This is a genomic window from Halomonas sp. 113, assembly GCF_904067645.1.
GTDB lineage: Bacteria > Pseudomonadota > Gammaproteobacteria > Pseudomonadales > Halomonadaceae > Vreelandella > Vreelandella titanicae.
This window is the reverse complement of the sequence record NZ_LR881453.1, coordinates 2065479-2080450: the sequence shown is the minus strand read 5'-3', so window position 1 is coordinate 2080450 and position 14972 is coordinate 2065479. Positions and strand designations below refer to the sequence as shown.

The window sequence follows — 14972 nt, the reverse complement described above, 5'->3', positions numbered from 1 at the left end:
CACTCTCTCAAAGCCCGGCTATGAGAGCCGGGCTAGCAAAGCTCGTTTAAAAACGAATGCTCAATAACGGACACAAGGCGTAGCGGCAGAAATCAGTACCATTACAGCGTGCAGGAAACGCAGCCTTCTACCTCAGTACCTTCTAACGCGCTCTGGCGCAGGCGAATGTAGTAAAGCGTTTTGATGCCTTTGCGCCAGGCGTAAATCTGCGCCTTATTGATATCGCGCGTGCTTGCGGTGTCCGGGAAGAACAGCGTTAGCGATAAGCCCTGGTCGACGTGCTGCGAGGCTTCCGCGTAGGTATCGATGATCTTTTCCGGGCCGATTTCGTAGGCGTCCTGGAAGTAGTCAAAATTAGCTTCATCCAGGAAAGGTGCCGGGTAGTAAACACGCCCCAATTTGCCCTCTTTACGAATCTCGATTCTCGCAGCCACCGGGTGAATACTGGAGGTGGAGTTATTGATGTAGGAGATCGACCCCGTGGGCGGTACTGCCTGCAGGTTACGGTTATACAAACCGTGGGCCATGACCGAGGCTTTCAGCTCCTGCCAATCGTCCTGGGTCGGCAGCGCGATACCGCTGCGCTCAAACAGCCCACGTACTTTATCAGTCCGCGGCAACCACGCCTGGTCGGTGTACTTATCGAAGAAAGTACCCGAGGCGTAGGTAGAGTCTGCAAAGCCCGCAAACGACTCTTTGTGCTCAATCGCCAAACGGTTCGACGCACGAATCGCATGGAAGGCAACGCAGTAGAAGTAGAGATTGGTAAAATCCAAACCTTCGTCAGAGCCGTAGTAGATGTGCTCCCGTGCCAGATAGCCGTGTAGATTCATCTGGCCCAAGCCAATCGCCCGCGACTTGGCATTACCTTCGGCAATAGAGGGCACGCTGCGCAGGTTACTCATCTCTGATACGGCGGTGAGGCCACGAATGGCGATTTCCACACTGGTACCGATATCGCCTGCGTCCATCACCTTGGCAATGTTCATGGAGCCCAGGTTACAGGAGATGTCCTGACCGATTTGGCGATAACCCAGGTCATCGTCATACTCGGTAGGCGTATTGACCTGAAGAATTTCCGAGCAAAGGTTGCTCATGTTGATACGGCCAGCAATCGGGTTGGCGCGATTAACCGTGTCTTCGAACATGATGTACGGGTAGCCCGACTCGAACTGCAGCTCGGCTAGAGTTTGGAAGAAGGCCCGTGCATTGATCTTATGCTTACGAATGCGCGCATCCGCAACCATCTCTTGGTACTTCTCGGTAACGCTGATGTCGCCAAAGGGCACGCCGTAAACACGCTCTACATCGTAGGGCGAGAACAGGTACATGTCGTCGTTGCGCTTGGCAAGTTCAAAGGTAATATCCGGAATCGTCACGCCCAGGGAGAGCGTTTTGATACGAATTTTCTCGTCGGCATTTTCCCGCTTGGTATCCAAAAAGCGCAGGATATCCGGGTGGTGAGCGTTAAGATACACCGCCCCTGCCCCCTGACGAGCCCCCAGCTGGTTAGCATAGGAGAAGGCGTCTTCCAGCAGTTTCATAATCGGGATGATGCCCGATGACTGGTTTTCAATACGCTTGATGGGCGCACCCGACTCACGAATATTACTGAGCAGAAACGCCACGCCGCCGCCGCGTTTGGAGAGCTGGAGGGCCGAGTTAATCGAACGGCCAATCGACTCCATATTGTCTTCGATACGCAGTAGGAAGCATGACACCAGCTCGCCGCGCTGCTGCTTGCCACAGTTCAAAAAGGTGGGGGTCGCCGGCTGAAAGCGGCCGCTAATGATTTCATCCACCAGCGACTTCGCCAGCGTTTCGTCGCCCCGCGCCAGGGTTAGCGCGACCATGCAGACGCGGTCTTCGTAACGCTCTAGATAGCGCTTGCCGTCGAACGTCTTCAGCGTGTAGCTGGTGTAGTACTTAAAGGCGCCCAAAAAGCTAGGGAAGCGAAACTTATATGCATAGGCCTGCTCGAACAGCGCCTTGATAAAGGCGAAGCTGTACTGGGCCAGCATCTCGGCTTCGTAATACTGCTCTTCGACCAGGTAATCGAGTTTCTCCTCTAACGAGTGGAAAAACACCGTGTTCTGGTTAACGTGCTGCAAAAAGTACTGGCGTGCCGCTTCACGATCTTTATCCAGCTGCAGCTCGCCATTGGCACCGTACAGGTTGAGCATGGCGTTAAGAGCGTGATAGTCCAGCGTGCGAGCTTCTGTCTTCGCCGCTGGCCGCTTGGCCTCACCGTTTTTAGTGGATACGTCGTTCGAGACTGAGTCTTTCGGCGCTGAGTCTTTCAGGGCTAGGTTTGTCGTTTCCAAAACTCTTCTACTCCTTGACGGACATTGGCCACGTCATCGTCGGTGCCAAATAATTCGAATCGATACAGCAGCGGCACTTGGCATTTTTTCGCAATAATGCGGCCAGCAAGGCCATACGTTTCGCCAAAATTTGTATTTCCCGCTGCAATCACCCCCCGCAGGAGGCTTCGATTATGTGTGTCGTTAAGAAAATGGATCACCTGCTTGGGCACCGCACCCTGCTCGCTTCCCCCACCATAAGTGGGGGTAATTAAAATATACGGCTGGGTGACTCGTGGAACAGGCTCATCTCGATTCAACGGCAGTCGCTTTGCGGCAAAACCAAGTTTTTCTACAAATCGATGGGTATTGCCTGATTTTGTAGAGAAGTAAACCAAACTGCCGGCGATAGGTGAAGGTGAGCAACTTGCCAGCATTGGGATGACTTAAGCCAGCGCTTGAATGCGGTCTGGGCGGAAACCCGACCAGTGATCCTCGCCGACGACTACGACAGGAAGCTGGCGATAGCCGAGAGCTTCGACTTCTTCTTGGGCACCGGATTCGGCGGTAATATCGATAACAGTGTAATCAAGCCCCTGCTTGTCGAGCGCGCGGTAAGTCGCGGTGCATTGAACACAAGCGGGCTTGCTATAAATTTGGATTTCCATGGCTATTTTCCTTTTCATAGCGGCATTTTTCGGGTAGGGCACATCTAGTGCCTGCCCTCTCTAAAAGATACGACGCATACTATATATAGACCAATGAAAAATCAATTCAAGCATATGTGGTATTTTTCATCCACAGGATATTGACAGCTAATGCCCAACCCTGCCCCTAAAACACTGTCCCAGGCAATAAAAAACCGCCCACTAAAAAGTGGACGGTTTTTAACAGCGCCGTGAACCGGCGCAGTTAGCGGCTCATAGCAATATTAGCTAATCGCAGCTTGATAACGACGCTCAACGTCTTCCCAGTTAACTACGTTAAAGAACGCAGCAATGTAGTCAGGACGCTTGTTTTGATACTTCAGGTAGTAGGCATGCTCCCAAACATCCAGCCCGAGCAGCGGCGTGTTGCCGTGCATCAACGGGCTGTCTTGGTTCAGGGTATTCTCTACCACCAATTTCTTTTCAGGAGTAATGGAGAGCCAAGCCCAACCACTGCCGAAACGGCCAAGGGCGGCTTTTTTGAATTCTTCTTTAAAGGCTTCCAGGCCACCCAGCTCAGCGTCAATCGCTTTTGCGACATCACCCTGGGGATTACCACCGCCGTTAGGCGACATCATTTGCCAAAACATGGAGTGGTTGGCATGACCGCCACCGTTATTGATAACGGCTTGACGCTTGGCTTCTGGAACGCGATCCAGATTAGCGACCAGCTCTTCGACAGGTATATCTTCAAGACCTGTGCCTTCCAGCGTGGCGTTCAGGTTGTTGATGTAGGTTTGATGGTGACGAGAATGGTGAATTTCCATCGTCATCGCATCGATGTTTGGTTCGAGAGCGTCATATGCGTACGGCAATTCGGGTAGTGTATGTGCCATATCATCATCTCCTTGAGTGGCTTTCGTTGCTTTCACTTATCTATGTGCGGTCAGCCCGCAGCTTTTTCAACCACCGGGGTGGTTTTTCTTACCTTTTGCCCCAGTACTTTAGTCAACTATTGCCAGTTTACCTAATACACCCGCCAAAAAAAAAGCCGACTTCTGGCGAAGTCGGCCCACCGCTATTGAATCACGGTATTGCTTACAGCTTGCTCTCAAGTTCCGGCAGGATCTCAAATAGATCCCCCACCAGGCCGTAATCCGCCACCTGGAAAATCGGTGCTTCGTCGTCTTTGTTGATCGCGACGATCACTTTGGAGTCTTTCATGCCCGCCAGGTGCTGGATGGCACCGGAAATGCCCACGGCGATATACAGATCCGGGGCAACGATCTTGCCGGTCTGGCCAACCTGCATATCGTTGGGCACAAAGCCTGCGTCGACGGCGGCCCGGGAAGCACCAATGGCAGCGCCCAGCTTGTCGGCGATGCCGTCGAGCAGTTTGAAGTTCTCGCCGTTGCCCATACCACGGCCACCGGAAATCACCACCTTGGCACCGCCCAGTTCAGGACGATCCGACTGCGCCAGTTCCTCCTTCACAAAGCTGGACTGGCTGTTGTCCACCACTACGTCGACGGTTTCAATCGTCGCGCTGCCGCTGGTGCCGACCGCATCAAAGCCGGTGGAACGCACGGTGATGACCTTGAGCACATCGTCGCTTTTCACCGTCGCAATGGCGTTACCGGCGTAGATAGGACGCTTGAAGGTATCGGCACTGTCCACGGCGATAACGTCCGACAGCTGGCTAACATCTTTTAGCGCCGCTAAACGCGGCAGTACGTTTTTGCCGGTGGTGGAGGCGCTGGCCAGTACGTGGGTGTAGCCATCGGCCAGTTCGACCAGCAGCGCGCCCATTGGCTCGGCCAGCTGGTGGGCGTAAACGGCGTTATCCGCGACGCGTACTTTGCTTACGCCGTCGAGTTTGGCGGCAGCTTCCGCGGCGGCCTGAACCCCTTCACCGGCCACCAGCACGTCAATATCGCCACCGATGGCTTGGGCGGCCGCCACGACGTGGGCGGTGGCGCCGGCCAGTTGGCCTTCGTGTAGATCCGCAAGTACCAGAATGCTCATGGCATCAACTCCTTTCAAAGCTCTTTTCTTAAAGTACGGTTTTCAAAGCACTTATCTTAAAGAGCTTATCTCAAAGAACTTTGGCTTCGTTTTTCAGTTTGTCGATCAGCTCGTCTACCGAGGCGACTTTGACGCCGCCTTTGCGCTCGGCGGGCGACTCGACTTTGAGCAGACTGACCTTGGAGGCGACCTCGACGCCGTAGTCGGCGGGGGTTTTCACATCCAGCGGTTTTTTCTTGGCCTTCATGATGTCAGGCAGCTTGGCGTAGCGAGGCTCGTTGAGGCGCAGGTCGGTGGTGACGATCGCCGGTAGCGTCAGTGCGATGGTTTGCAGGCCGCCGTCGATTTCACGGGTCACATGCACCTTGTCACCGTCCACTGCAACTTCCGAGGCAAAAGTGCCTTGGGGCAGACCGGTCAGCGCGGCGAGCATTTGGCCGGTCTGGTTGTTGTCGGTGTCGATGGCCTGCTTGCCCAGCACCACCAACCCCGGCTGCTCCTCTTCGACCACTTTGGCCAGCAGCTTGGCCACGGCCAGGGATTCGGCGCGCTCGTCGGTTTCGATATGAATGGCGCGGTCGGCGCCCAGCGCCAGCGCCGTACGCAGCTGCTCTTGGGCGGCTTTGGGCCCTACCGTGACGGCGACGACTTCTGTCGCCACGCCCTTCTCTTTCAGGCGTACCGCCTCTTCCACGGCAATTTCGCAGAAAGGGTTCATGGCCATTTTGACGTTGGTAAGATCGACGTCCGAATGATCCGCCTTAACGCGGATTTTGACGTTATAGTCGATGACGCGTTTCACCGCGACGAGTACTTTCATAGGTTCCTCGCTTGGCTTGTCGTAAAGCCGTTACCCTGAGACGGCACCCGCCCAGCGGATACCCCTTTTTAAGATGTGTGGTGTATTGAAGACTTACCGGCAATCGCTCAACAGCGATTCGCCTGCCCCAATACAGGCGCTGCCAACAAAAAATGGCGGCGCTTTTAAATTCAATCGAGCGTTTGATAGGTGCGCAATTGAAAAACCCTCCCAATTTGCCATAGCCTGCCACAAAGCGACAATACCTAATGCTTAATCATCCACTACGGCCTTAGTTGTAGCACTGAACGAGGGTTAACAAAGCATACCGTCAATAAATGCTCCTTTCACCATCGTAGGCGTGACCTGACACAGGTATTATGCCTATCATGGGGCATAACCAGAAGCAAACGACCGTTTTAAATTAAGGCCGACTTTTTATAAGCTAGTTCCCTGGAGTTAACCTTAGATTAGCTTTGTAAACGCTGGCACTTAAAGAGAATAAGGAGAAACCGGGTGGAAACTGTAGAACGCGATGTAATGGACTTTGATGTCGTCATTGTCGGTGCGGGCCCATCTGGGCTTTCCGCCGCATGCCGACTAATGCAGCAAGCCAACGAGGCTGAGCAAGAGCTCACGGTTTGCGTCGTTGAGAAAGGCTCAGAAGTTGGCGCACATATTTTATCGGGCGCAGTCTTTGAACCTCGCGCACTGGCGGAACTGTTTCCAGATTGGGAAGAGCGCGGCGCACCGCTCAATACCCCGGCGATTCGCGATGACGTTTTCTTGCTCAAAGACGCCGAAAAAGCGCAGAAAGTGCCCAACGCCTTGGTACCTAAAAGCATGCATAACACCGGCGGCGAGCTTACCCGCTATGTAATCAGTGCAGGCAATCTGTGCCGCTGGCTGGCGGAACAGGCAGAGGGCCTCGGCGTAGAAATCTTCCCAGGCTTTGCCGCCCAAGAGGTCATTATTGAAGAAGGCGCCGTGCGCGGTATTCTGATTGGCGACATGGGTGTTGCCGCAGATGGCACCCCTAAAGATGGCCATATGCCGGGCATGGAACTACGCGCCAAATACACGCTGTTTGCCGAAGGCTCGCGGGGGCATTTGGGCAAGCGCTTAATCAAAGACTTCTCACTGGATGCAGGACGCGACCCGCAACACTACGGCATCGGCCTTAAAGAGCTGTGGGATGTGCCTGCCGACAAGCATGAGCCTGGGCTTGTGTTGCATGGTTCTGGCTGGCCATTAGATAAAAACGCTCACGGCGGCTGGTTTCTTTACCATGCGGAAAACCAGCAGGTGGTGGTGGGTTTGATTATGGATCTGGGCTACCAGAACCCGTGGCTCTCGCCCTTCGACGAATTTCAGCGTATGAAGCATCATCCGGTACTTAGTCAGTATCTGGAGGGGGGCAAGCGCGTGGCTTATGGCGCCCGGGCGATTACCAAGGGGGGCTTTAACAGCCTACCCAAAATGACCTTCCCCGGCGGGCTATTGATTGGCTGCGATGCGGGCACTCTCAACTTTTCCAAGATCAAAGGCCTGCACACCGCCATGAAGTCTGGTTTGGTTGCCGCGGAGAGCGTATTTGAGGCGATCAAAGGTGGTGATGAAGGCGCCCAGGAGCTAACGAGCTTTACCCAGAAATGGGAAGCCAGCTGGGCCTACCAAGAGCTTAAAGAGAGCGCCAGCTTCGGCCCCGCGATCCATAAATATGGCACCGTGGGCGGTGGAGCATATAATTTTGCTCACCAGTTGCTGGGCAACAAGCTGCCTAACGTCCACGACACCACCACAGACTATGGCGCCCTCAAGCCTGCAGCCAAGTTTGAAAAGATTAACTATCCCAAACCGGACGGCAAGCTCTCCTTCGACAAGCCTACCTCTGTGTTTCTGTCGAACACCAACCATGAAGAGGATCAGCCGTGTCATTTGCGCCTGGACGATCCTGAGCTACCGATCCGCGAAAACCTGCCCAAATACGCAGAACCGGCGCAGCGCTACTGCCCGGCCGGTGTTTACGAAGTGGTAGAGGATAGCGCGGGCCAGCCACGCTTTCAGATCAATTTCCAAAACTGCGTGCACTGCAAAACTTGCGACATCAAAGACCCAGCGCAAAATATTACCTGGGTAGCACCAGAAGGCGGTGGCGGACCCAACTACCCTAATATGTAAAGTAGTCGGCTAAAACCTGTGCACTGCTTGCCCTACATTGGCTGTAAAAGGGTAAGCGGTGTCTGTCTGGGCTATTTCTCCCTTTGACAGCTCTCCTCTGCTGATAACGGTCTATTACTATAAAAGCCGTGAAAAGGGAGACTGGAGTGGCTGCCTATGAACTGGGACTGCTCATGAGAAGCGACCCCTTTCGCGAACACCTGCATCCCTAGACGCTTACCCAACTCAATGACCGATGACGATAACTGCTGGTCGCGACGAGTGCCTGATAAGCGCTTAACTAAAGAAGAACTTACTTTTAACGTATCGACAGGCAAAGCGTTTAAGTCAGATAAAGAAGAATACCCTGTACCAAAATCGTCAATGACTATCTTAACCCCGAGTTTTTTAATCTCGGCAAAGATACTCGCCGTACTCTGAACATCCTGCAGCAGCATGCTCTCTGTCATTTCCAACTCAAGTAGCCAGGGATCCATTCCAGTAGTGGCTAATGCCTCCTTGATACTCTCCACAAAGCTGTTGTCGTAAAATTGACGTGCAGAAATATTGACCGCCATTGTTAATGTGGGAAACCCTTCTTGTTGCCACAGCATGTTTTGCCTACAGGCATTTTCGAGCACCCATTGAGCGATAGGCATGGCCAAACCGCTCTCTTCAGCCAGGGGCATGAATTGGGCGGGTTCCAGCAATCCAAGCGTTGGATGCTGCCAACGAAGCAATGCCTCCATGCCAAGCGTGCTACCTACTTCGACGTCATGCTTTGACTGGAAGAACAACCTAAACTCATGACTCACAAGCGCACGATGCAGGCCAGACTCCAAGGTTAAACGCACATCCATCTCCGCACTTAATTCATCGGTATAGAACTGGACAGTGTTTTTGCCCAGCAGCTTCGCCTGATACATCGCCATATCAGCGCTTTTCATTAATGTTTGCTCGTCAAGCCCGTCAAACGGATACAGCGAGACACCAATACTTACCGAGACATGGCACTCCTGGCCCGCTAGCATAAAGGGCTCTCTGATGGCTGAAAGAATTTTTTGGGCGATGGGCTCAATCTGGTCTCGTCGACTAACCTTACTCAAAAGGATGACAAATTCATCGCCCCCTAACCGAGCGACGACATCACTTTCACGCACCGAAGTGGTCAGTCGACTTGCTGCTTCTTGCAAGAGATGGTCTCCGGCATCGTGACCCAAGGTGTCATTGATTAACTTAAAGCGGTCAAGATCCAAGAAAAGCAGCGCGAAGGATTCACTATGGCGACCGCCAAGCTTCACGGCCTGAGTAATCAAGTGGCTCAAAAAGGCTCGATTAGGCAAATCGGTTAGCGTGTCATGGAAAGCTAAGTGTTCGACCTGCTGAGCATGTGATACACGCTCTTCCATTACCCGCCGCCGCGCCCACTGAAGTTGCCAGCTCAAACGACCGAGTATAGCCAGAATGATGAGTAGCAGGCCGCTAGTCCAACCGGCCCGCTGCCAATAGTTTCGCGCAAGCTGGTGAGCTGCGGCCAACTGCTCCTGGGCAGAGAGCCCTACCACGATCGAGAGTGGAAAATCATACAGCTCGCGCACCAGTGTGTAACGCTCAACCCCTTGCCAGTGGGTCATAAAGGGCGCACTAACAGCATCCAGTGTGCTACTTTTCCAGGCTCCTATATCCATTAACTCGCCTGAATGGATCACATCTCCAGAACGCCTGACCCGTACGATGCCATCCGCACCGACGAGTGCCAGCATGCCCTGCTGGCCCAAAGACCGAACTTCATAACTGCTCACAAAGTAATTGGCATCAATAGCGATGATGACCCAACCTGAGCCTCCCCCTTGCGCAGATTCTTGCTCAGGCCTTAATGGCCGAGTAAAGGTAATCTGGTTAGCATCCTTTTCTCCCACGGCTAAGTAATCATCGTCCAGAATTGCTTGCGCAGGAGGCGTTAGGCGCTGCCCAAGCAGCCCAGGATCAGTGGTCTCAACAACCATGCCCTGCGAATCAACAATACTGATGGTAAAAAGCAGTGCGGGAGGCAGCAGCCGCTGCTCATTTAACACACTGAGCACGCTCGAGTGATTGCTGCTATTGGCGGTAAAACGTACTAACTTCAGTGTCGTGTCAATTTCCCTGAGGGCCCTTACAACCCTTGCTTCGTAGGTGTCGGTGATTTCACCCACGGACAGCTCTGCCTGGCGCTCAATGGACATACGCTCTTTATTGACTAAAAAATAAGTACTTCCCCATATAACCAGTAACATCATAAAAGCCACGATGCTAAAGAGTACCAGTGGCTCTACAAGATGATGTGACCATCGATGAATAAAGGCTCTGGATGAGCTGACCCGGCTCGGGCCTCTTGGATCATTGAGACTACTCAATTGTCACCACTCTCAAACGCTCATCAAGAAAGGAAGGGTCTATATAGCCCAGTGCTTTTGCATCACTGACTAATCGCTCTACCACTGCGCGACTATTAGCCAGCGCTTGGGGCGGCTGCCCTCGCCCGGTAAATATCTGCCTGGCCCAGTGTGCCTTGATCTGCGCAGGGGTTTGCCCCGTGTAGCGGGTATAGAACTCACTTCTCGCTGCCGTACCTTCAGTCAGATCCAAGGGCACCACCTGTGCTCCGTTAACTATTAGCGTGCGGCGCCCTAAATAAACATCCCTTAAATCGCTGCTGGTAAGGCGAGTAAAAGGCGCCTCGGCTGATACCACCACCAATACTTCGGCTGAAGCAGGATGATAAGTCATGCTCAACATCGCCCCCAATAAGAGGCTGATTCCGGATCCAGTTAGACGTTTAAGCATGGCCACTCTCCTTAAAACACAAAGTCGAGCGAAAGGCTGAACAGGTTAATACGTCCACCTGGGGTAAACTCGGGCTGTTGATTAATCAGCCCCCCTGATGTCCCTGAGCGCATATCGATGTGATCATATTGGGCCGTAAGAGCCATACCCGGTCTGAAATCCCAGCGTGCACCAACCGTTATGCTTTCTTGCTGTATTCCGCTGGATAGTAGCTCATTCAACATCCCGTTAAGGAGCTGGGCACCTTCTGCAAAGGGTGATGGATACAGGGCAGCATTTAGCCCAGGCTCTGACGTATTGCTGGTGACTTTTGCTCGCGCCACACCTACATACGGTGTCCACTCGGCGACACGGTAACCTAACGTCATGTAGGCTCCTTCGCTCTCCCCTAACAGAGAAGGCGACGAAGAGCGTGCCCACTCGCCCATAACAAACCATGACCCAGGGTCATAACCTAACCCTAAACTCAGCAGGCTCGTACGCTTACCATCAACTTCGTAGCGGCTAGCAAGCTGTTCACCGGGTAGACCAAAGAGGCGGTAAACATCGAAAAATTGTGAGAGTTCATCTGCGCTTACTTTCAGTTCGCCGTAGCTGGCGAACAGGGTGACATCCCCCCAATGAGTACGGTGAGAAACGCCCCAGGAATCGCTGGCGTCGATACTACCCGTTGAGTAATCAACGCTGCCACCACCAAAATTCAACTGCAATTCATTGGTAGTCTCCCCTACTGGGTATCGATAGCGCATATCAACACCGTCAAAATTAGCCACCGGCATTAGACGATAAACTTCTTGCGGAGACCGCACCCATGGAGTGGCGTAATTAACTTTACGATGTTCAGAAGCCATGAATGAGCTCTGCACCATACGCCCAACGCGGAAACTAAGATTAGGGGTAATGTCGTATTGAACATTCGCCCATTCAATCTCAGGTGCGTAAGAGCCGTCATACCGCTTCTCGCTGACTACTTGAACAACCGAGGACAGTTTAGGCGTGAGATGCAGCGTAGCTTGAAGCCCTAAGCGGCTATCAACTTCTGCGCTCCAATCATGGCTGTATCCAGCACCTTGTGAAGCAAAAGGGTCGTTAACGAAGTCAGCATTTTGCTCGTCAGAGTGAACGACCCCCAGCGTGCCAAAACCATTGAATTCAAGATTAGGTAGGGAGTTATCAGCAAGCAAGGCGCCGCTTTGGGTAACGATCAAAATGGCGCAAAGCCAAGTGACTTGCCTTACCATGCTCGTTCCCTATTTCATTAGTTATATACTATGAGCTGCTGAGTATTAACTCGGTAGAAGTGTGGGTATTAAATCGGCAGGGCGATGCTAAGTCAAACAGCTCTAAAGCTTAATTTGAGTTCAAATGTGAAAGAGTGTGTACTATTAGAAAATCAATGACTTACCCAGCAAGCGTTGAGCCATTTTCGAGTAGCTCAATGGGTGCGCGGCGGGCAATGAGTCGCCTTCGCCCTGCCTGATCAAAACGCACATCAATGACCGGGTCGCTGGCGCTTCCCTCCACCGCCGCCACTTCGCCTACGCCAAATACCGCGTGATGAAGCCGTTGACCAGGGTAGAAATTCGCCTCTGCTGAATAACCCGCTTTGACCTCATCAACCTGTGCCGGCGCAAGCGCAATATCGTCTCGCCCCAGCCGAATCAGATAGCGTTCAACCAGGCCCACCGATGTCACTTGCAGGGTCGCCGCGGGCGCACTGGTACTGGCCAAGCAGGAGGCAACCCGCATGCTATCCTGCCAGGCGCTTTCGGCAATAAAGCGACTCGGCCGGTGCACGCCCCCATCATGAAGCACTAATAGCTGCTCCTGGGCGCGAGTAATTGCCACGTAGAAGAGCCGCCGCTCCTCCTCAAGCCGCTCATCGCTGAGCGGGTTATCGCGGCTATAGTGAGGAAAGTCTTCTTCGTTAACACCGGCTACCGCTACCAGTGGCCACTCCAGCCCTTTGGCCCCGTGCACAGTGCTAATCAGCACACCACCCGCCTGATTTTCTACCGGGCGCTCAAGAAGTTCGATAAAGGCATCCGGGTCTTGCACGCTTTGCGCTTGTTCGATCAGCACGTCAAGTAAGCGCACATCCTCTTCGCCTTTATCCCGCCGCGCTGCCGCACGCTTAAGCGTTTTTTCAGCATCAATGCTTTCCACCACATGGCGTAGCAACTTCGCGGGCGGCCATGCACTCAGCTGTGGTAGCTCACAAAGCAGCAGCCAGCGCTTTTTCAGCGTGCGCCTCTGGATCGGCTTTAACGCCGTTAACATGGCGTCATGCCGCTCGGGCCACTGCTGAGTAGTCGCCAGTTGGTGCGCCAAACGCTGAAGCCGCTCACGGGCAACGAAGGGGGTCGGCTGTGAAAGCAGCAGTAACAGTTGCTGCGGGTCGCGAAGAAGATCTGGACGACGCGACAGCTTTAAATAGCCCGCCAAGGCCTGCACCAGCGGCAGACGAAACACAAAACGATCCTCGCGCTGAAGCCGAAATGGAATCCCTGCTTGTAGCAGCGCCAGTTGAAACGGCACCGAAAGCGCCCAACTGCGTACCAGCAAACTAGCTTCGTTAAACGCTCGTCCCTGGGCCTGCCAGTCCATCAACGCATCAAGTAGCAAACGGCTCCCCTGCCCGACTGAGACGCGGGTCTCCGGGTTATTAGCCGCTGCAAGGCATAGCTGATTAGGACGCCGCTGGTTAGCGGCAATGGCATGGTTAGCAGCCAGCGCCAACGCATGACCGTGCCGGAAGGTGGTTGATAGTGGGTAATCGGTCGCTTCGCCAAAGGTGGCGGCGAAATTTTCCAGCATGGTGTCGGGCTTGGCACCGCGCCACTCGTAAATACACTGGTTGGCATCGCCAACTGCCATTACCTCGGCACGAGTGCCCACCAACACAGATAAAAGTCGCTGCTGTGCGGCGTTAATATCCTGATACTCATCAATAATGACATGGTCGAGGAACCCTTCGACGCGACCACGTAAAGCACTATCTGCTTCTAGCGCCAACAGCGGACGATAAAGCAGATCGGCATAAGTCATCACACCTTCCGCTTCCAATAGCCTCTCTGCTTCGGCAAACGCCGCTGGGAAATAGTCGGTGTCTGGATCAAAATTCAGCCGCTCATAGAGCGCCTCTGGGGTGATCATTTCTGCTTTAACCAAGCCGCAAAAGTGGGCTAAGGTTTCTAGCCGATCCCCTTCCAGAGCAGCATCTCGGCGCTCAACGGCATCACGCAGTACATTAATACTTGCCTGACGAAGCAGCCTCTCTAATTGCCAATCGGCGGATAATAGCTGGCGCGGCGCTAGCGCCCCCCAGCGGCATAAGCTTTGAGTCAAGCGGTGCCCCAGGGAGTGGAAGGTGCGGACATCGGGCAATGCCTGCCCGGCAGGTGCCATTGCGGCTAAACGACGCTGAAAATCATCCTTTGCTGAGCGGTTAAACATCAGCACTAAAATACGTTTTGGCGGTACACCGCTGGCCAATAGATGCAGCACCCGAGCGGCCATGGTGGTGGTTTTGCCTGCCCCGGCCACCGCTGCCACGCGCGCATGCCCGGCCTGATGATTAACAACAGCTTGCTGTTCAGCAGTTAACTTCACGGCGCCTCGCCAAGTAATTCATCATCCACCTGACCCAGCGCAAACCACTGACCGGCACTCGTTAGCCCCAGTTCACTCTTGCCACCGGCCACATCACGGCTTTCAGCCGCCTCAACCAACTGGTAATAAACATTGCGGTGCAAGCGGGCAGCTAGCCCAAAACGCACTGGCAGCTGTGGCACCGCCTCACCTTGGGGGGTTGAGGTGACGGTGAGCGGATGCTCGGCATCTAAGCGAACAACGTCGTCAAACTGGGTGGTAAACCACCAGGCACCGTCACGGAAGTCAGCCTCTACCGCCACCAATGGCAGGTCTTCGACCTTTATTCGCCAGCGCTCTACCGGCGTAACCAGGCAGTAACCCTCGTCATCCAGGCGCAGCAGCGTTGCCAATAGGCGTGCCACCTTGGGTCGGGCAAACGGCTGACCTTCGTGCGACCAGCGACCATCGGCGTGAATGATGATGTTCATATCGCCAGAGAGCGCAGGCTGCCACTCATCGAGTGGAGGAATAGCGCCAGTGCGCCCTTCATCTCCATTACCTTGCTGCAGCAATCGATCAATATTCATCTCACCCACCTCGCTTGAGCGTATTCAAGGC

Annotated in this window: 12 protein-coding genes; 1 reads left to right on the top strand and 11 read right to left on the bottom strand. The window is 53.8% G+C overall.

The genetic code is table 11. The features are described 5' to 3' along the window. Nucleotides 1-101: 101 nt before the first annotated feature. From nrdE to YERSI8AC_RS09710, 6 genes are all read right to left on the bottom strand, one after another. Nucleotides 102-2324 (bottom strand): class 1b ribonucleoside-diphosphate reductase subunit alpha, encoded by a 2223-nt coding sequence (gene nrdE, locus YERSI8AC_RS09735; protein WP_022523858.1) that lies wholly within the window; start codon nt 2322-2324, stop codon nt 102-104. After that, nucleotides 2306-2740 carry a class Ib ribonucleoside-diphosphate reductase assembly flavoprotein NrdI gene (gene nrdI / locus YERSI8AC_RS09730; protein WP_159176656.1) on the bottom strand — a complete coding sequence of 145 codons (435 nt, stop codon included), beginning with the start codon at nt 2738-2740 and terminating at the stop codon, nt 2306-2308. Before nrdI ends, nrdE begins: the two co-directional genes overlap by 19 nt. A 9-nt stretch (nt 2741-2749) precedes the next feature. Next, nucleotides 2750-2971, bottom strand: a complete 222-nt coding sequence (gene nrdH / locus YERSI8AC_RS09725; protein WP_008956787.1) for a glutaredoxin-like protein NrdH — start codon at nt 2969-2971, stop codon at nt 2750-2752. 263 nt (nt 2972-3234) lie between these two features. Beyond that, nucleotides 3235-3846 carry a superoxide dismutase gene (locus tag YERSI8AC_RS09720; protein ID WP_138801518.1) on the bottom strand — a complete coding sequence of 204 codons (612 nt, stop codon included), beginning with the start codon at nt 3844-3846 and terminating at the stop codon, nt 3235-3237. A 202-nt stretch (nt 3847-4048) separates the two neighbouring features. Further along, nucleotides 4049-4975 carry an electron transfer flavoprotein subunit alpha/FixB family protein gene (locus YERSI8AC_RS09715; protein ID WP_089690688.1) on the bottom strand — a complete coding sequence of 309 codons (927 nt, stop codon included), beginning with the start codon at nt 4973-4975 and terminating at the stop codon, nt 4049-4051. Between the two features lie 70 nt (nt 4976-5045). Then, nucleotides 5046-5795, bottom strand: coding sequence for an electron transfer flavoprotein subunit beta/FixA family protein (locus YERSI8AC_RS09710; RefSeq protein ID WP_039858181.1), 750 nt, complete (start codon nt 5793-5795; stop codon nt 5046-5048). A gap of 495 nt (nt 5796-6290) precedes the next feature. Here YERSI8AC_RS09710 and YERSI8AC_RS09705 point away from each other — a divergent pair, with 495 nt between their 5' ends. Continuing rightward, entirely contained in the window at nt 6291-7955 is a 1665-nt protein-coding gene (locus tag YERSI8AC_RS09705; protein WP_159176655.1) for an electron transfer flavoprotein-ubiquinone oxidoreductase, read from the top strand. Nucleotides 7956-8026: 71 nt separating this feature from the next. Here the strand turns inward: YERSI8AC_RS09705 and YERSI8AC_RS09700 are convergent, their stop codons facing one another. From YERSI8AC_RS09700 to YERSI8AC_RS09680, 5 genes are all read right to left on the bottom strand, one after another. Beyond that, nucleotides 8027-10213 (bottom strand): putative bifunctional diguanylate cyclase/phosphodiesterase, encoded by a 2187-nt coding sequence (locus YERSI8AC_RS09700; RefSeq protein WP_236557281.1) that lies wholly within the window; start codon nt 10211-10213, stop codon nt 8027-8029. A 109-nt stretch (nt 10214-10322) separates the two neighbouring features. Further along, nucleotides 10323-10760, bottom strand: a complete 438-nt coding sequence (locus YERSI8AC_RS09695) for a hypothetical protein (protein ID WP_022523865.1) — start codon at nt 10758-10760, stop codon at nt 10323-10325. Nucleotides 10761-10771: 11 nt separating this feature from the next. Next, on the bottom strand, nt 10772-12001 hold the full coding sequence (locus YERSI8AC_RS09690) for a porin (RefSeq protein WP_159176653.1): 1230 nt from the start codon (nt 11999-12001) through the stop codon (nt 10772-10774). Nucleotides 12002-12161: 160 nt separating this feature from the next. After that, entirely contained in the window at nt 12162-14372 is a 2211-nt protein-coding gene (locus YERSI8AC_RS09685) for an ATP-dependent helicase (RefSeq protein ID WP_138800098.1), read from the bottom strand. Next, nucleotides 14369-14941 carry a DUF1285 domain-containing protein gene (locus YERSI8AC_RS09680; protein WP_027959114.1) on the bottom strand — a complete coding sequence of 191 codons (573 nt, stop codon included), beginning with the start codon at nt 14939-14941 and terminating at the stop codon, nt 14369-14371. The genes YERSI8AC_RS09685 and YERSI8AC_RS09680 overlap by 4 nt, the downstream gene beginning before the upstream one ends. Nucleotides 14942-14972 lie beyond the last annotated feature (31 nt).

Coding starts and splice junctions, on each gene's coding strand:
- YERSI8AC_RS09715 (WP_089690688.1), bottom strand. CDS start 4,975: ATGAGCATTCTGGTACTTGCGGATCTACACGAAGGCCAACTGGCCGGC.
- YERSI8AC_RS09720 (WP_138801518.1), bottom strand. CDS start 3,846: ATGGCACATACACTACCCGAATTGCCGTACGCATATGACGCTCTCGAA.
- nrdI (WP_159176656.1), bottom strand. CDS start 2,740: ATGCTGGCAAGTTGCTCACCTTCACCTATCGCCGGCAGTTTGGTTTAC.
- YERSI8AC_RS09690 (WP_159176653.1), bottom strand. CDS start 12,001: ATGGTAAGGCAAGTCACTTGGCTTTGCGCCATTTTGATCGTTACCCAA.
- YERSI8AC_RS09680 (WP_027959114.1), bottom strand. CDS start 14,941: ATGAATATTGATCGATTGCTGCAGCAAGGTAATGGAGATGAAGGGCGC.
- nrdH (WP_008956787.1), bottom strand. CDS start 2,971: ATGGAAATCCAAATTTATAGCAAGCCCGCTTGTGTTCAATGCACCGCG.
- YERSI8AC_RS09700 (WP_236557281.1), bottom strand. CDS start 10,213: ATGATGTTACTGGTTATATGGGGAAGTACTTATTTTTTAGTCAATAAA.
- YERSI8AC_RS09710 (WP_039858181.1), bottom strand. CDS start 5,795: ATGAAAGTACTCGTCGCGGTGAAACGCGTCATCGACTATAACGTCAAA.
- YERSI8AC_RS09695 (WP_022523865.1), bottom strand. CDS start 10,760: ATGCTTAAACGTCTAACTGGATCCGGAATCAGCCTCTTATTGGGGGCG.